The 21,606-nt window shown below is 34.2% G+C and carries 18 protein-coding genes; 14 read left to right on the top strand and 4 right to left on the bottom strand.

The features are described 5' to 3' along the window. Nucleotides 1–68 precede the first annotated feature (68 nt). The 4 genes from hslV to BR77_RS03170 all read left to right on the top strand — a co-directional run bounded on the left by hslV (nucleotide 69) and on the right by BR77_RS03170 (nucleotide 3,939). Nucleotides 69–608, top strand: a complete 540-nt coding sequence (hslV, locus tag BR77_RS03185; RefSeq protein ID WP_010052913.1) for an ATP-dependent protease subunit HslV — start codon at nucleotides 69–71, stop codon at nucleotides 606–608. Between the two features lie 18 nt (nucleotides 609–626). After that, nucleotides 627–2,045 carry an ATP-dependent protease ATPase subunit HslU gene (hslU, locus tag BR77_RS03180; protein WP_015076303.1) on the top strand — a complete coding sequence of 473 codons (1,419 nt, stop codon included), beginning with the start codon at nucleotides 627–629 and terminating at the stop codon, nucleotides 2,043–2,045. A 22-nt stretch (nucleotides 2,046–2,067) separates the two neighbouring features. Beyond that, nucleotides 2,068–2,877 carry a GTP-sensing pleiotropic transcriptional regulator CodY gene (codY, locus tag BR77_RS03175; RefSeq protein ID WP_010052909.1) on the top strand — a complete coding sequence of 270 codons (810 nt, stop codon included), beginning with the start codon at nucleotides 2,068–2,070 and terminating at the stop codon, nucleotides 2,875–2,877. A 183-nt stretch (nucleotides 2,878–3,060) separates the two neighbouring features. After that, the gene (locus tag BR77_RS03170; RefSeq protein WP_010052908.1) at nucleotides 3,061–3,939 is read left to right on the top strand and encodes an aldose 1-epimerase family protein; all 879 of its coding nucleotides are present in this window, start codon (nucleotides 3,061–3,063) and stop codon (nucleotides 3,937–3,939) included. A 70-nt stretch (nucleotides 3,940–4,009) separates the two neighbouring features. Here the strand turns inward: BR77_RS03170 and plsY are convergent, their stop codons facing one another. Further along, nucleotides 4,010–4,663: a glycerol-3-phosphate 1-O-acyltransferase PlsY gene (gene plsY, locus BR77_RS03165; RefSeq protein WP_180948793.1), complete on the bottom strand. Its 654-nt coding sequence runs from the start codon at nucleotides 4,661–4,663 to the stop codon at nucleotides 4,010–4,012. Between the two features lie 290 nt (nucleotides 4,664–4,953). Here plsY and parE point away from each other — a divergent pair, with 290 nt between their 5' ends. From parE to lrgB, 10 genes are all read left to right on the top strand, one after another. Beyond that, nucleotides 4,954–6,969, top strand: coding sequence for a DNA topoisomerase IV subunit B (gene parE / locus BR77_RS03160; protein WP_010052906.1), 2,016 nt, complete (start codon nucleotides 4,954–4,956; stop codon nucleotides 6,967–6,969). Then, entirely contained in the window at nucleotides 6,959–9,430 is a 2,472-nt protein-coding gene (gene parC / locus BR77_RS03155) for a DNA topoisomerase IV subunit A (RefSeq protein WP_015076305.1), read from the top strand. The genes parE and parC overlap by 11 nt, the downstream gene beginning before the upstream one ends. A 442-nt stretch (nucleotides 9,431–9,872) precedes the next feature. Further along, a complete protein-coding gene (gene pflB, locus BR77_RS03150; protein WP_010052904.1) occupies nucleotides 9,873–12,119 on the top strand; it encodes a formate C-acetyltransferase in 2,247 nt (748 codons plus the stop codon). A gap of 66 nt (nucleotides 12,120–12,185) precedes the next feature. Next, a complete protein-coding gene (gene pflA / locus BR77_RS03145; protein ID WP_010052902.1) occupies nucleotides 12,186–12,944 on the top strand; it encodes a pyruvate formate-lyase-activating protein in 759 nt (252 codons plus the stop codon). Between the two features lie 105 nt (nucleotides 12,945–13,049). Beyond that, nucleotides 13,050–13,997, top strand: a complete 948-nt coding sequence (locus tag BR77_RS03140; protein WP_010052900.1) for a LysR family transcriptional regulator — start codon at nucleotides 13,050–13,052, stop codon at nucleotides 13,995–13,997. Nucleotides 13,998–14,024: 27 nt separating this feature from the next. After that, entirely contained in the window at nucleotides 14,025–14,951 is a 927-nt protein-coding gene (locus BR77_RS03135; protein ID WP_015076310.1) for a manganese-dependent inorganic pyrophosphatase, read from the top strand. A gap of 156 nt (nucleotides 14,952–15,107) precedes the next feature. Further along, nucleotides 15,108–16,859, top strand: coding sequence for a sensor histidine kinase (locus BR77_RS03130; protein WP_015076311.1), 1,752 nt, complete (start codon nucleotides 15,108–15,110; stop codon nucleotides 16,857–16,859). A gap of 1 nt (nucleotide 16,860) precedes the next feature. Further along, nucleotides 16,861–17,595 (top strand): LytR/AlgR family response regulator transcription factor, encoded by a 735-nt coding sequence (locus BR77_RS03125; protein WP_015076312.1) that lies wholly within the window; start codon nucleotides 16,861–16,863, stop codon nucleotides 17,593–17,595. Between the two features lie 177 nt (nucleotides 17,596–17,772). Continuing rightward, a complete protein-coding gene (gene lrgA, locus BR77_RS03120; RefSeq protein WP_015076313.1) occupies nucleotides 17,773–18,216 on the top strand; it encodes an antiholin-like murein hydrolase modulator LrgA in 444 nt (147 codons plus the stop codon). A 1-nt stretch (nucleotide 18,217) separates the two neighbouring features. Then, a complete protein-coding gene (gene lrgB, locus BR77_RS03115) occupies nucleotides 18,218–18,901 on the top strand; it encodes an antiholin-like protein LrgB (protein WP_015076314.1) in 684 nt (227 codons plus the stop codon). A 124-nt stretch (nucleotides 18,902–19,025) separates the two neighbouring features. Here the strand turns inward: lrgB and BR77_RS03110 are convergent, their stop codons facing one another. From BR77_RS03110 to BR77_RS03105, 3 genes are all read right to left on the bottom strand, one after another. Further along, nucleotides 19,026–20,018, bottom strand: coding sequence for a linear amide C-N hydrolase (locus BR77_RS03110; RefSeq protein WP_035063932.1), 993 nt, complete (start codon nucleotides 20,016–20,018; stop codon nucleotides 19,026–19,028). An 877-nt stretch (nucleotides 20,019–20,895) separates the two neighbouring features. Further along, nucleotides 20,896–21,060: a tyrosine-type recombinase/integrase gene (locus BR77_RS18580; RefSeq protein WP_080639143.1), complete on the bottom strand. Its 165-nt coding sequence runs from the start codon at nucleotides 21,058–21,060 to the stop codon at nucleotides 20,896–20,898. After that, the gene (locus tag BR77_RS03105; protein ID WP_080732532.1) at nucleotides 21,045–21,395 is read right to left on the bottom strand and encodes a tyrosine-type recombinase/integrase; all 351 of its coding nucleotides are present in this window, start codon (nucleotides 21,393–21,395) and stop codon (nucleotides 21,045–21,047) included. The genes BR77_RS18580 and BR77_RS03105 overlap by 16 nt, the downstream gene beginning before the upstream one ends. Nucleotides 21,396–21,606 lie beyond the last annotated feature (211 nt).

The raw sequence follows: 21,606 nt of genomic DNA, 5'->3' as shown, positions 1-21,606 counted from the left end.
TCAAATTTCCCTATTTTTCTGCCAGGTCTAATCGGCTCAACAAGCTTTTTATATAAGGAGGAAATACAATGACAACTTTTCATGCAACAACGATATTTGCAATTAAGCACAACGGTAAATCAGCAATGGCTGGTGATGGCCAAGTGACAATGGGTGAATCTGTTATTATGAAAGGCACTGCTAGAAAGGTTCGCCGTATTTATAATGGCGAAGTTTTAGTTGGATTTGCTGGAAGTGTAGCGGATGCTTTTACCTTGGAAGAGAAATTTGAAGGTAAGTTAAATGAATATAAAGGAAATTTAAAACGTGCTGCAGTTGAATTGGCTCAAGAGTGGCGCACGGATCGGGCTATGCAAAAGTTAGAAGCTCTATTAATTGTTATGAATAAAGATGAAATGTTAATGGTCAGTGGTGGCGGTGAGGTCATTGAACCGGATGATGGTATTTTAGCTATCGGTTCTGGCGGAAATTACGCTTTATCTGCTGGTAGAGCATTGAAAAAACACGGCAAACATCTTTCTGCTCAAGAAATTGCGCAGGAAAGTTTAACGGTTGCTGCGGATATCTGTGTCTTTACAAATCATAATATTGTTGTTGAAGAATTATAAGAAGGGTGTGCTGAATTTATGATGAATACAAATATGCAAATGACTCCAAAAGAAATAGTTGCTGAATTGGATAAATACATTATTGGGCAACATCAAGCTAAAAAATCAGTCGCAGTTGCGCTACGTAATCGTTACCGTCGAATGCAATTGGATGAAGAAATGCAACGAGAAGTAACACCTAAAAATATGTTGATGATTGGGCCAACTGGTGTTGGTAAAACTGAAATTGCTCGTCGTTTGGCGCAATTAGTTCAAGCCCCTTTTGTAAAAGTTGAGGCTACTAAATTCACTGAAGTTGGGTATGTTGGTCGCGATGTAGAGTCAATGGTACGAGATTTAGTTGAAAATGCAATTAAAATTGTTGAAAAACAACAATATTCAAATGTATATACTAAAGCTGAGAACAAAGCTGTCGAACGATTGGCTAAACTGTTAGTTCCTGGTATTAAAAAGGAGAAGAAAAAAGCTGAATCAACCAATCCTTTTGAAAGCATGATGAATAATATGGGAATGAATATGAACCAAATGGCAGAGGAGCCTGAAGAGGAAATCACTGAACAGATTTCAACCAATCGTAAGGTTATTGCGCAACAAATTCGTGATGGATTGCTAGACCAACGTGAATTGACTGTAGAGGTTGAGGAACGTAAGAAAACAGTTAACTCACCAATGAATGCTGGTTTAGAGCAGATGGGTATTGATTTAAACGATACTTTAGGTGCTTTAACGCCAAAACGTAAAGTAAAGCGGACAGTAACGGTGAAAGAAGCTTTGGAATTGTTTATTCAAGAAGAATCATCTAAGTTAGTCAATCCAGAAGATATTCATTCAGAAGCGATTCGATTAGCTCAAAATACTGGGATTATTTTTATTGATGAGATTGATAAGATTACATCTAAAGCTGGGCAAAGTGGTGAAGTTTCTCGTGAAGGTGTACAACGTGATATTTTACCTATTGTTGAAGGCTCACAAGTTAGTACAAAATATGGCACGATTCAAACAGATCATATCTTATTCGTAGCTTCTGGTGCGTTCCATGTTTCGAAACCAAGCGATTTAATTCCAGAATTACAAGGACGTTTTCCAATCCGAGTGGAACTTGATGATTTAGATGCTAGTGATTTTGTTAAAATTTTAACTGAACCAAATAATGCGTTGGTTAAACAATATGTGGCGATGCTGGGTACTGAGAATATCAACGTGACCTTTACTTTTGAAGCAATCGAACGTTTAGCTGAAATTGCCTATCAAGTGAACCATGAAACAGATAATATCGGCGCTAGACGCTTGCACACGATTCTTGAAAAATTATTAGAAGATTTATTATTTGAAGCACCAGATATGCACATGGGGGATATTACCATTACAGAAAGCTATGTAAATGATAAAATAGAACATATTGTTGCAGATAAAGATTTAAGTCGTTACATTTTATAAGTTGATTGATGGAGGAATGAAAATGAACGAATTACTTTTGAAAATGCGTCAAATTAACAGCATGCTACAACAAGAAGGTGGCATTGATTCAGCTAAAGTCGCTAAATCTGGCTCCTTACCTTTTAACAGCATGGTCGAGATTTTAGGCAATTCATTAGATGCTAATACCTACTTGATTAGTGAAAAAGGTCGGTTATTAGGTTTTAATGAAAAGCATGAGATTAATAATGAACGTGTGAAACAAATGTTGCAAGATAAGAAATTTCCACAAGACTATACAACAAGTATGTTAAGCATTACTGAAACCAAGGCGAATATTGGGATTGAAAGTGATTATACGGCTTTTCCAATTGAGAATCGTGATTTAGTTGCGGATGGTTTAACAACTTTAGTGCCAATTTATGCTGCTGGAGAGCGATTAGGTACGATTATATTAGCTCGAATATCACGTGAATTTACAGATAGTGATTTAATTTTAGCTGAATATAGTGCGACTATTGTGGGAATGGAAATCCTTAATCAAAAATCGAATCAAATTGAGGAAGAAACAAGAAGCTTAGCAATTGTTCAGATGGCAATCAAAACATTGTCTTATAGCGAATTAAAAGCTGTTAAAGCTATTTTTGAAGAGTTAGATGGAACGGAAGGGCGTTTAGTTGCTTCCACAATTGCTGATAAGATTGGTATTACTCGTTCAGTTATTGTTAATGCATTAAGAAAGTTAGAATCAGGTGGGATTATCGATTCTCGTTCATTGGGTATGAAGGGAACTTACATCCGAGTCAACAACTCTAAATTTATTCAAGAATTAGCTAAAGAACAAATTTATTAAGAGGTTACCCGTAAAAAGTTATCTTGTCTTTAAACCAAGATAACTTTTTATTCTATCAAGATAATTCCAAAACCTGTCATGTTTAATTACTCATTTTGTGCTATAATCAATTTTAATTGTATGAACTTAATGACTATTTTGCGACTAGAAAGTACATGTACCTATGAAAAAGGAGGCAAAAAAATGACGATTCAACTAGAAAATGAACGAATTAGTGTCACTATTTTAACTAAAGGTGCTGAATTAGCTAGCATTAAAAATAAAGAGACAGGAATTGAATATTTATGGCAAGCGGATCCAACCTATTGGGGACGACATGCACCGGTTTTATTCCCTGTTGTCGGTCGTTTAAAGGAAGATAGCTATCAAGTTGATGGGAAAAGCTATCCAATGAATCAGCATGGTTTTGCACGTGATGGGGACTTCGAAATAGTTGAACAAGATGATTCATCTGTAACATTAGAGTTAGGTGCAACAACTGAAACAAAACGTGTTTATCCTTTTGACTTTAAGTTAAAGATTCAGTATCGCCTAGTGGGAGAAACAGTTACAACTCACTATACGGTTGAAAATCCAAGCTCGACTGAAAAACTTTATTTTTCAATTGGTGCTCATCCAGGCTTTAATATCCCTTTGACAAAAGAGACGGTGTTTGAAGATTATTTCTTGAGTTTTTCACCTAGAAAAACAAGAACAACCATTCCTTTGACAGGGGCTTATCTAAATACGCCAGCTAAAACATTAGCTCAAACAAATACGGATATTGCACTTAGTCGTCATTTATTTGATAATGATGCCTTGATATATGAAGTAAAAGGCGAAAATATTTTTACAATTAAGTCTGAAAAAACACCTCATAGTGTGTCTGTTAAATTTACTGACTTCCCGTATGTTGGTGTGTGGTCACCACCCAAAACGGATGCGCCTTTTGTATGTATTGAACCCTGGTTTGGAATTGCAGATACATTTGATGCCAACGGAAATCTAAAAGAAAAACTAGGTATTCAAAGCTTAGAACCGACTCAACAGTTTGATGCCGAATTTGATATTACCGTTAGTTAGACAAACGATTCGACTAAAAAAGCCTTCTATCAACGTAAAAAATTGTTGATAAAAGGTTTTTTATTCATTATTATTCAGTTTTTTTACTTTTTTTGTAGCCCAGTCCAAAGGGAACTTTGTTTTCAGTTCCATCTAAGATTCTAGTAATATTGCCACGATGCCTTAAAATGATAAAGACCATCAAGATTGAAGCGATGGTGGTTAAGATTGGATCATGATAATACCAACTAGCAGGTGCAATAATCAAAACCGCAATAATGCTAGCTAAGCTAACCATTCTAGTCACGTAGATTAGTGTGATAAAGAGTAAGGCACAAAAAACGAAAAATTGAGGATTATAGGCTAATAATGCCCCAGCACTTGTAGCAACAGCTTTTCCACCTTTGAATTGAGCAAAGATAGGATATGTGTGTCCAACAATGGCTCCTAAGCCAATGATTAAAGGATTGACATCACTGTGGAAAAAGAAAGGTAAACTTGCTGCTAAGGTTCCTTTTAAAATATCCATTAGTAACACAGCTGTTCCTGCTTTTTTTCCTAAAACTCGGTACGTATTTGTTGTTCCAGAGTTCCCACTACCAAAGTTGCGAATATCTTTGTGATAGAAAATTTTTCCAATCCAAACACCTGAAGGAATCGAGCCTAATAAGTAGGCGATGACTAACATAATACAGATTTCAAGCAAATTAACTCGCTCCTTAAATAAAAAATTGCGTTCCGCCATATTTTAGCATTTTACATGGGTATTGGCTAGCTATTTATACGATTTAAATAGAAAAAAGGAATGAATTTAGAATGGCGAAGAGTATGTTAATGATTCATAAATAAAAAAATAAATAAGAATCTAAGTACAAAACAGTCATTTTTACTTAAATTTAGCTGAAAATGTGAAAGAATGTTAGTTTTTTCAATTAAAATAAAGGATTTGACTTTTCATTATCAAAAAGATAGAGTATCATTGTATAGATGCGCTAACTATTAGCGCTAGTTTCTATCGTCTAAGGAGTTTTGAAGATGCCGAAAAAAATAAATATGGAATATAACGATGAAGCCATCCAAGTTCTTGAAGGACTTGAGGCCGTTAGAAAACGTCCAGGAATGTACATTGGATCAACTGATAGCCGTGGGTTACATCACTTAGTTTATGAAATTGTTGATAATTCAGTTGATGAGGCTTTATCAGGTTATGGTACAGAAATTACTGTTACGCTACACAAAGATACTAGCGTCAGTGTGAAAGATAATGGTCGTGGTATGCCCGTTGGTATGCATGCGTCTGGAATTCCCACTGCTCAAGTTATTTTTACTGTCCTGCATGCTGGGGGTAAATTTGGTCAAGGTGGCTATAAAACCTCAGGAGGCTTACACGGGGTTGGAGCAAGTGTTGTAAATGCTCTTTCTGAATGGCTAGTTGTTACAATTGTGAGAGATGGTGTCGTTTATGAACAACGCTTTAAAAATGGCGGAATTCCAGTTGACACACTGAAAAAAATTCGAAATACAAAAGAAAAAAATGGAACGACTGTGCATTTCAAGCCAGATACAACTATTTTTTCGACCGTCAACTATTCGTATGATATTTTATCTGAACGTTTAAGAGAATCTGCTTTTCTCTTAAAAGGACTAAAGATTGAATTAATTGATGAACGTACAGAAAAAAGTGAGATTTTTCATTATGAAGAAGGAATTAAAGAATTTGTTGAGTATTTAAATGAAGAAAAAGATCATTTAAATCCTGTTGCCTATTTTTCTGGTGAAAACAATCAAATTGAAATTGAATTTGCTTTTCAATACAACGATGGATATTCAGAGAATATTTTATCATTTGTTAATAATGTCCGGACTAAAGATGGTGGAACACACGAATCTGGGATGAAAACATCATTAACAAAAGCGTTCAATGAATATGCGCGTAAAGTCAATTTGTTAAAAGAAAAAGATAAGAATCTTGAAGGTAGTGATTTCCGTGAAGGACTTGCGGCAATTATTTCAGTACGTATCCCCGAAGATTTACTTCAATTCGAAGGACAAACCAAAGGGAAATTAGGTACACCACAAGCACGTGCTGCAGTTGATGCTGTTGTAGGTGAGCAACTTGGTTTCTATTTAATTGAAAATGGAGAAACTAGCCAAATGTTGGTTCGTAAAGCTTTAAAAGCGCGTGAAGCTAGAGACGCTGCTCGTAAAGCACGTGAAGAAAGCCGAAATGGCAAGAAGCGCAAGAAAAACGAATCTTTACTATCTGGCAAATTAACTCCGGCTCAAAGCCGTAATCCTAAACGGAATGAGATTTATTTAGTCGAAGGAGATTCCGCTGGTGGTTCTGCTAAACAAGGACGCGATCGGAAATTCCAAGCTATTTTGCCATTACGTGGGAAAGTAATTAATACTGAAAAAGCTAAACTACAAGATATTTTAAAAAATGAAGAGATCAATACAATGATTTATACTATCGGGGCAGGTGTTGGTGCTGAATTCGATTTAGCTGACTGTAATTACGATAAAGTTATTATCATGACCGATGCCGATACAGATGGAGCACATATTCAAGTTCTGTTGCTGACTTTCTTTTACCGTTATATGAAACCTCTTATTGAAGCAGGGAAAGTTTATATTGCTTTGCCGCCTTTATATAAAATTTCAAAAGGCATTGGCAAAAAAGAAGTAATTGAATATGCTTGGACAGATGACGAGCTAGAAGCGAAAACAAAAAAAGTTGGAAAAGGCTACATTTTACAGCGTTATAAAGGTCTTGGGGAAATGAATGCCGATCAACTATGGGAAACGACAATGGATCCTGAAACAAGAACGTTGATTCGAGTGCGAATTGATGATGCTGCACAAGCAGAACGTCGTGTTTCTACCTTGATGGGGGATAAAGTTGAACCTCGTCGTAAATGGATTGAATCCCATGTTGAGTTCTCGTTAGAAGACGGTGGTAGTATTTTAGAAAATAGCCAAATGATGGAAGCGAGCAATGAACAAGTAGCGTTATTTGAAACAGAAGGAAGTGTTGAAGATGGAAATTAGATCTGATATTCAGGAACTGACCCTTGAAGAAGTAATGGGTGATCGTTTTGGACGATACTCTAAATATATTATTCAAGAGCGGGCACTTCCAGATATTCGTGACGGTTTAAAACCTGTTCAACGCCGTATTTTATATGCGATGAATGTTGAGGGAAACACATCAGAAAAAGGCTTTAGAAAATCAGCCAAAACAGTCGGAAACGTAATTGGTAACTATCATCCTCATGGAGACTCAAGTGTCTATGAAGCTATGGTACGGATTAGTCAAGATTGGAAATTACGTGAAGTTCTAGTGGAAATGCATGGAAACAATGGGAGTATGGATGGAGATCCACCTGCTGCAATGCGTTATACAGAAGCACGTTTATCAAAAATTTCAGCTGAATTACTACGTGATATTGAAAAAGAAACGGTTGATTTCGTATTAAACTTTGATGATACAGACAAAGAGCCAACTGTATTACCTGCAAAATTCCCTAATTTACTTGTAAATGGAGCAACAGGGATCTCAGCTGGTTATGCAACAGATATCCCACCACATAATCTGAGTGAGGTGGTTGATGCGACAATTCATTTAATTGATAATCCTGAAGCTACGGTTGAAGAATTGATGCACCACTTGAAAGGACCGGATTTCCCAACTGGTGGTATTTTGCAAGGAATTGATGGCATTCGCCAAGCCTATAAAACAGGTAAAGGCAAAGTTATCGTTCGTTCTAAAACGCACATTGAAGATTTACGTGGTGGAAAACAACAAATAGTGATTACTGAAATTCCTTTTGAAGTGAACAAATCAGTGATGGTTAAGCGTATGGATGAAATTCGTCTAAACAAAAAAATTGATGGAATCGCTGAAGTTCGTGATGAATCCGATCGAACAGGTTTACAAATTGTTGTTGAATTGAAGAAAGATGCAAATGCTGAAGGTATCTTAACGTATTTGTTAAAAAATACAGACTTACAAGTTTCATATAACTTTAATATGGTTGCGATTGATAAAAAACGCCCTGAACAAGTCGGTATTGTGCGAATGTTATCTGCATATATTGAACATCAGCGTGAGGTTATTACTCGTCGGACTAACTTTAATTTATTTAAAGCAGAGTCGAGACAACATATTGTTGAAGGTTTAATTAAAGCTTTGTCGATTTTAGATAAAGTGATTGCGGCTATCAGAAGTAGTAAAGATAAGAAAAATGCGAAAGAAAATTTAATTAAAGAGTTTACTTTTACAGAACCTCAAGCAGAAGCCATTGTTTCTTTACAACTATACCGTTTAACTAATACGGATATTACTGCGTTGGAAAAAGAAGCTAAAGAATTGGCAGCTAGTATTTCTTCTTATCGTAAAATTTTAGATAGTCCAAAAGAAATGGCGCGTGTCTTGAAAAATGAATTGAAGGAGATTCAAGAAAAATTCAGAACTCCTCGTAGAACCATTATTCAAGATGCAATAGAAGAGCTTAAAATCGACACTGAGGTTCTTGTTTCACAAGAAGAAGTAATTGTGTCAGTGACGCGTGAAGGCTACTTAAAACGCAGTAGTTTGCGTTCTTACAGTGCTTCTAAACCAGAAGAGATTGGATTGAAAGACGGAGACTTACCAATTTTTGTTAAACAGATGAACACATTAAATCATCTATTAATGTTTACAAGCAATGGTAACTTAATTTATCGTCCTGTTCATGAAATTGCAGACTTACGATGGAAAGATATTGGCGAGCATATTTCCCAAACTATCGGATTAGCAATGGATGAAACAATTGTTAAAACAATTGGCTTAGTTGATTATTTACCAGAGGCGACCTTTACCTTTATTACGAAAGCCGGCATGATTAAGCAAACGGCAGTTGCCGATTTTGTTGCTGGTCGTGGATATAAGACGAGAGCAACCGTTGCGATGAAGTTGAAGCAAGAAGACGATCATCTCATTGAAGTTGTTTATTCTGAAAATCCTGCTAATAAAGATGTCTTTTTAGTAACGAATCGTGGATTTGGTTTACGTTATCCGTTATCGGAAGTCCCAGTAGTAGGCTCTAAAGCTGCCGGTGTCAAAGCGATTAATCTGAAAGAGCATGATTATGTTGTCAATGGCATTTTAATGGCTACAGACTCGACAAGAACAAACGTTGTGATGTTAACCCAACGTGGTGCTGTTAAGAAGATGAACGTAAGTGAGTTCGATATTTTAGGACGTGCTAAACGTGGATTACTTGTCTTGAGAGAATTGAAAAAAAATCCACACCGTATGATTTTCATGCAGGCAGTTGAGAAAGATACAACCATTAACGTTGTCACCACTAAAGGCAAAGAATTTATTGTGAATACAGATAGCTATCAAGTTAGTGATCGTTATTCAAATGGTTCCTTTATTTTAGACGAAACAACAGATGGCGAGCCACAAGATTGTCAAATCATTTTACCTTATCCTGTAATTGTAAAGGATAATGGGAAAAATTAATTTTTTAAGTTTAGAAACAGGAATGACTGTTTCTAAACTTTTTTTATTTGCAATTAACACCGATAGGCGACAGTTTTCTAACAAATCAAGTTCAATATTGAACTTGATTCGTGATTCTGTATTACTTTTTGTGCAATTTTTCATGCTTAAACTAATCTATTATAGTACAGCTTAAGCGTTTTTAATATAACAGAAAAGCTGTTATTAGAAAAAAATATCCGTTCTACTTCTAAGTTGGATAATAATTTCACATACTTATTATGCTTAATTATCAACGTTTGTACCGTTTTTTCGTTATTAAAACAAAAGATTGTACGAAAAATTCGTAAAAAATCCTTGTTTTATTTTTATGACGTGTTATACTATGTTTGTAAGAGCTGTTACATTAAATTAAAAGTTCAATTAAAAACAAAAAAACAGTTATCGGGAGGCTCATTTTATTATGAAACAATGGAATGGATTCAAAGGCGAAAAATGGAGAACATCGGTTAACACAAGAGATTTTATCCAAGCAAACTACACAGAATACACAGGTGACGATTCATTTTTAGAACCTATTGCACCAAGTACAGATAAATTATGGACTAAACTACAAGAATTATTTGACGTTCAACATGAAAAAAATGGCGTTTATGATATGGATAACAATATTCCTGCAACAATTACTTCTCATAAACCAGGCTATTTAATTAAAGAAGAAGAAACTATTGTTGGTTTGCAAACAGACGTTCCATTGAAACAAGCTTTCATGCCATTTGGCGGAATTAATATGGCAAACAATGCATTGACAGCAAATGGTTTTGAAGTAGATGACGAAATGACAAGCATCTTTACGGACTGGCGTAAAACACATAACCAAGGTGTTTTTGATGCTTATACTCCTGAAATGCGTGCAGCTCGTAAAAATAAAATCATTACAGGTTTACCAGATGCTTATGGTCGTGGCCGTATCATTGGTGATTATCGTCGTATTGCTTTATACGGTGTTGATTTCTTAATGAAACAAAAAGCGAAAGACCATGCAAACACTGGGAATAAAGTCATGACTGATGACGTTATTCGTTTACGTGAAGAAATTTCTGAACAATATAGAGCTTTAGGTCAAATTAAAGAAATGGCTGCTTCATACGGTTTTGATATTTCTCAACCAGCAGAAACAGCTAAAGAAGCAATCCAATGGTTATACTTTGGTTATCTAGCAGCAATCAAATCACAAAATGGAGCAGCTATGTCAATTGGTCGTATCTCTGCTTTCTTAGATATCTATATCCAACGTGATTTAGAAGCTGGCTTGATTACTGAATTTGATGCTCAAGAAATGATTGATCATTTAATTATGAAATTACGTATGGTTAAATTTGCACGTACGCCAGACTATAATCAATTATTCTCTGGTTACCCAATTTGGGCAACTTTATCAATTGCTGGTATGGGATTAGATGGTCGTTCATTAGTAACTAAAAACGATTTCCGTATTCTGCATACACTAACAAATATGGGACCTTCTCCAGAGCCAAACTTAACTGTTTTATATTCTTCTAAAGAACCAACTGGTTTCAGAACATTTGCTGCTAAAATTGCGAAAGAAAGTTCTTCTATCCAGTTTGAAAATGATGATTTATTACGCGCTAATTGGGGATCTGATGACTGTGCAATTGCTTGTTGTGTATCTGCAACTGTAGTTGGTAAAGACATGCAATTCTTTGGTGCTCGTGCGAACTTAGCTAAAGCCGTTCTTTATGCAATCAACGGTGGTGTTGATGAAATGACTAAAGCACAAGTTGGTCCTAAATTCAGACCAATGACTGGTGATACACTAGATTACAATGAATTTATTTCACGCTACAAAGATATCATGGATTGGTTAGCAGAATTGTATGTAAATACATTAAATGTAATCCACTACATGCATGATAAATATGCTTATGAAGCACCACAATTAGCTTTGATGGACAGTGACTTGAAACGTACTTTTGCAACTGGTATTGCAGGTATTTCTCATGCTGCTGATAGCTTGATGGCAATTAAACACGGGAATGTAGAAGTTATTCGTGACGAAAATGGTTTAGCAATTGATTACAAACCAACTAATGAGTTCCCAACTTACGGAAACGATCAAGAAGAAGCAGATGAAACAGCAAACTGGATTCTTGATTACTTTATGACACAAATTAAACGTCAACACACATACCGTAATTCAACACCAACAACATCTCTATTGACAATTACGTCAAACGTTGTTTATGGTAAAGCTACTGGTAATACACCAGATGGTCGTCGTGCAGGTAAACCTTTAGCACCAGGAGCAAACCCAAGTTATCAAGATGGCGCGTTCTTAGGTGAAAAGAATGGATTATTAGCTTCACTTAATTCAACTGCTCGCTTAAACTACGGTTGCGCATTAGATGGAATTTCAAATACCCAAACAATCAATCCTACTGGTTTAGGTAAAGATGAAGAAACAAGAATTGATAACTTAAGAAACGTGATGGACGGTTACTTTGATAATAGTGGGTACCACTTAAACGTCAACGTCTTTACAAATGAGTTATTGCTTGATGCTCAAGCACATCCAGAAAAATATCCTAACTTAACAATTCGTGTATCTGGTTACGCAGTTAAATTCCGTGACTTGACACCTGAACAACAAGCGGATGTTATTGCTAGAACTTCACATGATCGTTTATAATTAAAAAATTAGATAAGAGAGGTGGCTCCGGTCATCTCTTTTTATTCAAAGAAATGAGGAGCAATTATGTCACAACCTGTAATCGGTACAATTCACTCAACTGAAAATTTTGGCACGGTAGATGGACCAGGAGTTCGTTTTATCGTCTTTACACAAGGATGCCGGATGCGTTGTCAATTTTGTCACAATCCAGATACTTGGAAAATCGGTGGCGGAAAAGAACGTTCAACAGATGATATACTAGCAGAAGCCTTACGTTATAAAACGTATTGGGGTAAAGATGGTGGTATAACAGTCAGTGGTGGAGAACCTTTATTGCAAATGGAGTTTTTAATTGATTTATTTAAAAAGGCCAAAGCAGCAGGTGTGCATACAACCCTTGATTCTTGTGGCAAACCATTTACACGTGAAGAACCTTTCTTTAGTCAATTTGAAGAATTGATGAAATATACAGATTTGATTCTATTTGATATTAAGCATATTGATGATGAACAACATAAAGTTTTAACTAGTTTAGGTAATTCTAATATTCTAGAAATGGCTAAGTATTTATCTGAAATCAATCAACCTGTTTGGATTAGACACGTTCTAGTCCCACAGAGAACCGATTATGATGAGTATTTAATTCGCCTATCTGATTTCATTAAAACACTGAATAATGTTAAGAAAGTTGAAGTATTGCCTTACCATACAATGGGATTATATAAGTATCAAGAAATGGGTATTCCTTATCCTTTAGAGGGAATTGAAACGCCATCGACTGAACGTGTAAATAATGCGAAAAAAATCCTACAAACAGCTGACTATACAGGATATTTAAATTAGTATATAAGAAAAAATTAATGAAGAGAGCAACTTTTTGTTGCTCTTTTTCTGTTTATTGATTATCATAGTATTAGTGGAATTTTATTATAAAAAGGAGTCAATTGTATGAAAACAAAGTCAGACAATATTTTTTCATCTAAAACGTTAAATTATTTTTTACAGTTAGCTGATACAATGAATTATACACAAGCGGCTCAATTGTTAGGGATTACGCAACCAGCATTAACTCAACAAATAAAAAAATTAGAACGAATTGCAGGTGCGCCTTTATTTTATTCTGTTGGAAAAAAATTACATTTATCTGATGCAGGTAAAACAATGTTACGTACGACTCATGAAGTCTATGACATTTTAAATGCTGCCACAGATGAAATTCAACAAACAACCAGTGCAACTATTGGAAAAATCAGAATTGGCTTATTATCTTCAATTGAAGATAAAGTATTTACTGATTTTATTATTAATTATTTTAACAAGTTTCCTGACGTTGAAATTGCATTAATGATGTTGCCACGCAATGAAATTTGGGAAAAATTAGAGAATAACAAAATTGATTTAGCGATTATGTACTTACCAGATGAAAGTATCAAAAATTGGAAACCTTATAAATCTAAAAAAATTATGGATGAAGAAATTTTATTTTTACACCATGATGAAAATTTAGATAAAAAGAAAAAAATTAAAATGAAAGATACAACTGGTAAACGTTGGGTGACCTATCCAGATAGTTATTATATCAATGAAGTATTGAAAGAAAGTTTTAAAAATCAAATGGCAGACTTACCGGTTGTAGCTGGAAACTATACGACTCCAGCACAATTATATAAATTTAGTAACGCAACTGAGTGTTATACGGCGTTACCAAATTCATTTATCAAGGCCCATGAAAAAGAAGCTGAGCTAAAAGCCATTCCTTTTGAGCCAGCAATTAAATTTACAATGTCATTTGTTTTCCGAAGCGACAAAGATCAAATTCCACGCATCGCTAACTTCTTACAGTCATTTGATGCTTATATGAGTGAGTCTGATTATATTTCCCGCTTAAAATCATAAAATTTAAATTTTGAAGGAGTTTTTTTAATGAGTAAAGTATTAATTTTTGGACATTTAAACCCGGATACAGATGCGATCACTTCAGCTATTTCTTTTGCGTATTTACAAAAACAATTAGGAGTAGATGCAGAAGCTGTTTCATTAGGTGAAATCAGTGAAGAAACAGCATTTGCCCTGGATTATTTTAATGTACCTGCACCAAGAATTGTCGAAACAGTTGCGAATGAAACGAAGCAAGTTATGTTAGTTGATCATAATGAGTTCCAGCAAAGTGTGGCAGATATTCGTGAAGTTGAAGTTTTAGCTGTTGTAGATCACCACAGAATCGCTAATTTTGAAACAGCAAATCCTTTATATTACCGTGCTGAACCTGTTGGTTGTACAAATACAATTATTTTGAAATTGTACAAAGAACATGGCATCGAGATTCCTAAAGAAATTGCTGGATTAATGGCATCCGCTATCGTTTCAGACAGTTTATTATTTAAATCACCTACGTGTACGGAAGAGGATGTAAAAGCCGCTAAAGAGCTTGCTATCATGAGTGAAATTGATTTAGCCGTATATGGTTTAGATTTATTGAAAGCTGGTACAAATTTAGCAGATAAAACGCCTGAACAGTTATTAAATATGGATGCTAAAAGTTTCCCAATGGGACCTAAAAATGTCCGTGTTGCTCAAGTCAATACAGTAGCTATTGAGGATGTCTTTAACAAACAAGCTGCAATTGAAGCAACTATGCTTAAAGAGATGGTTGAAAATAACTTTGATTTATTTATTTTAGTTGTAACAAATATTTTAGATAGTGATTCCGTTATTTTAGCTTTAGGGAATCCAATCACTGCTGTTGAAGAAGCTTTCAACGTAACATTGACAGATAATAAAGCACTACTAAAAGGGGTTGTTTCACGTAAGAAACAAGTCGTTCCTCAATTAACAGAAGCTTTAAGCTAAACAACTTTAAAGATAAAATCATCTGGGATTCATTTGAAAATAATGATTTCAGGTGATTTTTATTTTAAATAAGAAGATAAAATTAATCATACAATTGTTTATTTCTTATAAACCATGGTAAACTAAATAGAGTACTTTTTGGAAAGGACGTAACGAATGTTTAGTTTATTTATTATGATGATGGAACGAGTTGGCTTAATTATTTTATTAGCTTACTTGTTAGTTAATGTGACTTATTTCAAAACTATTTTATTAAATCGCGAACGTTTGAGTTCTAAATTACAATTAATGGCTGTTTTTGGTTTGTTTGCAATTATTTCTAATTTTACTGGGGTTGAACTTACAGCAAATAAAATTATTTCAACAGATTTTTTGACAGTCTTATCAGACAATGCTTCAATTGCTAATACTCGAACGTTAACTATAGGTGTTTCAGGACTAATTGGTGGCCCTTTTGTTGGTTTAGGAGTGGGTTTACTTGCGGGTATGCATCGTGTCATTCAAGGTGGAGGAACCTCTTTATTTTATTTGTTTTCATCTAGTTTTGTCGGGATTCTTTCTGGCTTAGCTGGCGCTAGATTTGCTAGGAAAAAGCAGTTTCCATCACCTATTCAGGCAGCAGGCATCGGAGCTTTAATGGAGTTAGTGCAGATGTTATTTGTATTTTTGTTTAGTGGGACACTTTTAGAAGGTTGGCTATTGGTCAAATTTATTGCTTTTCCAATGATATTATTAAACAGTATCGGAACGTTTATCTTCTTATCAATTATTACATCGACGCTTAAACAAGAAGAACAAATGCGCGCTGTCCAAACCCATGACGTGCTAGACTTAGCAGCAAAAACCCTACCTTATTTTAGGGAAGGTCTAACAGAAAGTTCTTGTCGCCAAGTTGCAAAAATCATTCAACAATATACTAAAGTTGCAGCTATTAGTATGACGGATACCCACCAAATATTAGCCCATGTTGGAGCTGGAAGTGACCATCATATTCCTGAATTAGAAGTGATTACTGAACTTTCCAAAGATGTGTTGCAAAATGGCCAATTGGCTATTGCAAAGTCTAAAAATCAAATTGGATGTAGCAATCCTACTTGTCAATTAAGTGCAGCAATTGTGATTCCATTGATATCAAAGAACCAAGTCGTTGGGACATTAAAAATGTATTTTACAGATCCAACAAAATTGACCCACGTAGAAGAACAATTAGCAGAAGGACTAGGTACTATTTTTTCAAGTCAATTAGAGTTAGGTGAAGCGGAAATTCAATCAAAGTTATTAAAGGATGCCGAGATTAAATCCTTGCAAGCTCAAGTGAATCCACATTTCTTCTTTAATGCAATGAATACTATATCGGCTTTAATGCGACAAAATGCTGAACAAGCGCGTACGTTATTGCTTCAGTTAAGTACTTATTTTAGAGCTAACTTACAAGGTGCACGTCAGGTGTTAATTCCTTTAACTGCTGAGTTAAAACATGTAGAAGCCTATTTATCATTAGAACAAGCACGCTTTCCACAACGTTTTCAAGTAACCTTCAATATTTATCCAAATTTAGAAACTTTATTATTGCCACCATTTTTACTTCAGGTTTTAGTAGAAAATGCCATTCGCCATGCTTTTGGAAATCGTAAAACAGATAATCAGATTGTTGTCCAATTGGAACAGAAAGAAAATTTTGTGCTTGTTCAAGTTTCAGATAACGGAATTGGAATCCCACTAGATCGTGTAGAAAAGGTTGGGAAAGAAGTCATTGAGTCTGAAAAAGGGACAGGGACTGCATTAGAAAATTTAAATAAACGTTTAGTTGGTTTATTTGGTTTAGAAGCTAGTTTACAGTTTAGTCAAAATAAAACGGGTGGAACAACTGTGTTATTAAAAATACCACTAGATAGGGAGGAGGGGTGATATGCATATTTTAATTGTTGACGATGAACCCTTAGCTCGTGATGAGTTGGCTTATCTAGTTGAAACGCATCCCAATGTAATCTCTGTTGATAAAGCAGAGTCAATTGAAGAAGCATTAGAAAAAATGGTCAATCAAAAACCTGATTTAGTCTTTCTTGATATTCATTTAACAGATGAAAGTGGGTTTGATTTAGCAGATAAATTCAAGAAAATGAACCATCCCCCCAAAATTGTTTTTGCTACAGCTTATGATGAATACGCATTAAAAGCTTTTGAAGTTGATGCAATTGATTATATTTTAAAACCATTTGAGGAAGAGCGGGTGAGACAAGCAGTTGAAAAAAGCCATTCTGCTATTTCCCATCTAAGCACAGGTGAAGAAACAACAAACCTGGCTAGAGAAATAAATGGGAAGATTGCTATTCAAGCTGATGAACGAATTTTTGTGATTGCACTAAGCGATATTTTATATATAAGTGTCGATAACGGTGCAAGCCATATCATTACGAAGCAGCAACAAATTGATACGAATGAAACATTGACTCATCTAGAAAGCAGATTAAATTCAACGCTTTTCTTTAAAACTCATCGTAGTTTTATTGTAAATCGCGAAGCCATCCAAGAAGTTCAACCTTGGTTTAATCATACCTATCAAGTTACTGTTAAAAATGGGGATAAAATTCCCGTTAGCCGTTCTTATGTCAAACAGCTTAAAGAAGAAATAGGACTAAATTAATCCACTAGAGAAGTCAAAATTGATTTCTCTAGTGGATTTTTATATTGAATAAGGTCACTCACCAGATGATTTTGGCAACTCAGCTGAATATTCTGTCATTCCAACGTTGAAAGCGTATAAAAAAAGGGGAGGATAGTATAATAAGAGTATCAAAAGATATTAAGGGAGCGATATTCTATGGAAACAAAGAAAATTTATACGTTTTTACAACAAGCATTTGTTTTTGCCTTTATTATGTTACTAGCTAATCTGATTGTAGGTATTTTACCATTTCCAATGCCAGCTTCAGTCATGGGTTTAATTTTATTATTCATCGCATTATGCTTAAAAATAGTTAAGTTAGAACAAGTAGAATCCTTGGGAAATAGTTTAACAGGACTAATTAGTTTTCTATTTGTTCCGTCAGGTATTTCGGTTATGAATTCATTAGGAATTATGGGACAATATGGTGTGCGAATTGTTTTGATTATTATTATTGCCACAATTATATTACTTGCTATTACTGGTTGGACAGCAACAGCACTCTTAAACTTAAAAAAGAATCAATCTTTCTCTTGGGATGGATTGAAATCGCTTTTTTCTATTAAGAGAACACATAAAAAATTAGACGAGGTGAAGTGATATGACTCCATATTTTGGGATTATTGTTTCAATGGTAGCATTTGGAATTGGTACGTTTCTTTTTAAGAAATCAAACGGTTTCTTCCTATTTACACCCTTATTTGTGGCAATGGTTTTAGGGATTATCTTTTTAAAAGTAGGCCATTTTAGTTATACTGAATACAGTAGTGGCGGCAAAATGATTAGTTTTTTTCTAGAACCTGCCACAATAGCATTTGCAATTCCATTATATAAACAGGTAGATGTCTTGAAAAAATATTGGGTACAAATTGTTTCAGCTATTATTGTCGGATCAATTGGATCAGTCGCAGTTGTTTATATTTTATCAGGAATAATCCATGTAGATCAATCGATTATGGCATCCTTATTACCTGAAGCATCAACAACCGCTATAGCAGTTCCGCTGTCTGAATCCATTGGTGGTATTGCTGCAATCACTTCATTTGCTGTGATTTTCAATGCTGTGATAATTTATGCTTTAGGACGATTTTTATTAGAAAAATTCAAGATTAAAAATCCAATTGCTAGAGGACTAGCGTTAGGAGCAAGCGGTCATGCCTTAGGAGTTGCTGTCGGAATTGAATTAGGCGAAGTCGAAGCAGCAATGGCAAGTATCGCCGTGGTGGTAGTTGGTGTAGTTACGGTAATCGTTGTTCCAGCATTTGCTGTATTTATCGGATTATAACTTATAAGTTAAGATGGTTTGATTTTCAGTTAGCAAAACAAATACAGCCAACAACGTATATGTTGTTGGCTGTATTTGTTTCTAGTCATTTAAATAAGATTTTTAATGGGAATTTTCTATAGTATTAGGGTGTTAGTACATTAAATTGTTGAACTTTACTTGACTCAAACACAATTGGTTCGGTCTGACTTATTAAGTTAGAATTTAAAGAAATTTTTAATGGATAAGTATCTTCGTAAGATGACATATAGTAATCTAAATTTGTCACGTCCATTATTGCTGTATATTGTGTGTAATCAAGTGTACCATCTTCTTTTACTTTAACCCCTTTCGGAATAGACACTGATGAGAGAATGTGAAATAAACTATTGATAGCTGAAATTTTATCTTTGCCAGGTTCTGTAAATTCAGCATTGAAAACAGTTCTTATAAAACGGGATTCAGATGTATAGTCACCTGGCATACCAAAAGCACCATTACCAAGCTCACCTGAATTAGGTTTAAATTTATAAAAATGACTAGCTGGTTTTAATTGATTACTTAAAAAAGAATAATGATTTAAATTGGCCAAATGCCATGGATAGTCTGGGGAATTAGTCATAACTCTAACTTTATTATCATAGATTGACATTCCAGACTTAGTAATTTCTATAATGATTGAACTGCCTGTTTGATCTGCGACAATCCAATGCAGTGGTACAACAACATCTAATAAATTATTTTTAGCAGAAACAACATTTATATTAGATGCTTCTTTTTTTAACTCATCTATTGATGCAATGTTTCCTAAAAGCCAAGATACTAGCTCGTGAGGGGCTATGTTTACTTTTCCTGGTTCTTGTGAAGGATTGTATTCAGCATAGTCACTGAAATAGAGAGCGCAAACTGAAAGTCCTTTTTCATTTAAACCATCAGCAAAAAAATAGTCTTCTAACTTACGGCCAGCACCTAAAAAAGCATACTTACTTTTATATGTGACGTTAGACACAACATTACTTTTAAACACATAACCTCTTGGTAAATATACAGGAGAGGCATCTAGTTCGAATGCAAAATCCATTGTTCTTGATAAAAAATTTGATTGATCCTTAGATTGGTAAATTAACGACGTACACATCATAATCACTCCTTAAATTTTAGTATAACTACAATAGAAACTGTTACAAAGACAAAAACTATTAAAAAAATTTATGTCGCAATGAAGTTGGAAATTCGTTAGGTGAGGGTGGTTTAGAAACAGTAATCGATTGTTACTTTAATTATAATTATAACAGAACCTGTTTGTATAGACTAGGATAACAGGTTGTATTGTAAAGTTATAAATTAGAATAAAGCTGATAGTAAGCCAGGAAGTATTCAAAATTAAAATAAGCTCCTATGAACTTGTTTTAATTTTTTATTGGATTAACAAGTTATTTTACATAAAACGGTTAAATTAAGCCTCAAATAAAGATTACGTACTAAAAAAAGGATGTGATTCATAGTTAAAGGGCAAGTTAAATGCTATAAATTAATATTTTTAATGGACAGTCTACTTTGTATAATATATATTATGTAAACTAGAATATAAAATCTTTTACAAGGCAGCGAATGTTGCGGCTACCCTGTTTCGATTTAAATAAACTTGTTCCACTCATATCGTACCTTTACTATACGCACCTTGGGACGGAATTTTAAATATTTTTTTGTATTTATCAACATCAGATTGAAAAATAAATTCAAATTCATTTTACCATTTTCTAAAATATGAAATGCTTCAAGTTTTTTTGTTTAATTAATTTGCTCAAATAACTAGAATCCATTTAGATAGTCACAAACTTGTTGCTGAGTTAATACATATTCATTCAATTGCGCTACAATTTGTTGTTTAATAATTTCGTTTGATGGGTATAACATTCAATTGTTTGCACCGCACCTCACAAAACGCTTAATTTTCTCTAAATATAGTATATAAACGATCTGTTTAAATCAATAACTACCTAAATAAATATTTTTTATAGCTTTTTGCTTTTCTTTATACTGGACATGAGTTTAATCTTTGTTGATGATATGCTAGAATGACCTAGTAGTTCATGTATAGTCCTAATATCAGCGCCATTTTGGAGTAAATGTGTAGCAAAAGAATGCCTTAATTTATGTGGATTTATGCTGATACGCAACTTTTTCCCAAAAGAACCAACCTCTCTTTACCTCCCTTCCCTCTTACTCTTATCACCCTATCTTTTAAATCAATGTCATTAATCCTAATATCAGAACACTCAGTAACTCTAATACCAGTGTCGTATGATAATTCAAAAATAAATCGTTGGAACATTGTTACATTTTTTGATTGCTCCATATCCAATACTATTTTTTCTATTTCTTCTTTATAAAAGAATTCTACGTTTCTAAAACCAGTTTTCATATTAATTTCTTTGAAGTGGTTTTCTAATTTAAAATCGTAAAAAGTAATTAAAACATCGTAAAAATTTCTTAAATCGCTAACATATGACATTACAGTGTTTTTTTACATGTTAGCAATAGATACTATAAATACTCTCTTTTTTGATTCTTGTTAATATCAACACGTTTCACAAAAAATAAGTATAACTACTCAAATCCCTACAATTTCGCCTATGATAATGCTAATTGGACGTAAAAAATAAACTAACCAAATTTTATTTTAATTTGGTTAGTTTATTTCTATAATATAAGCTAACTATATA

Source organism: Carnobacterium maltaromaticum DSM 20342, from assembly GCF_000744945.1.
Lineage (GTDB): Bacteria > Bacillota > Bacilli > Lactobacillales > Carnobacteriaceae > Carnobacterium > Carnobacterium maltaromaticum.
Note: the sequence above shows the minus strand (reverse complement) of the source record. Positions and strands in the feature narration are given on the sequence as shown.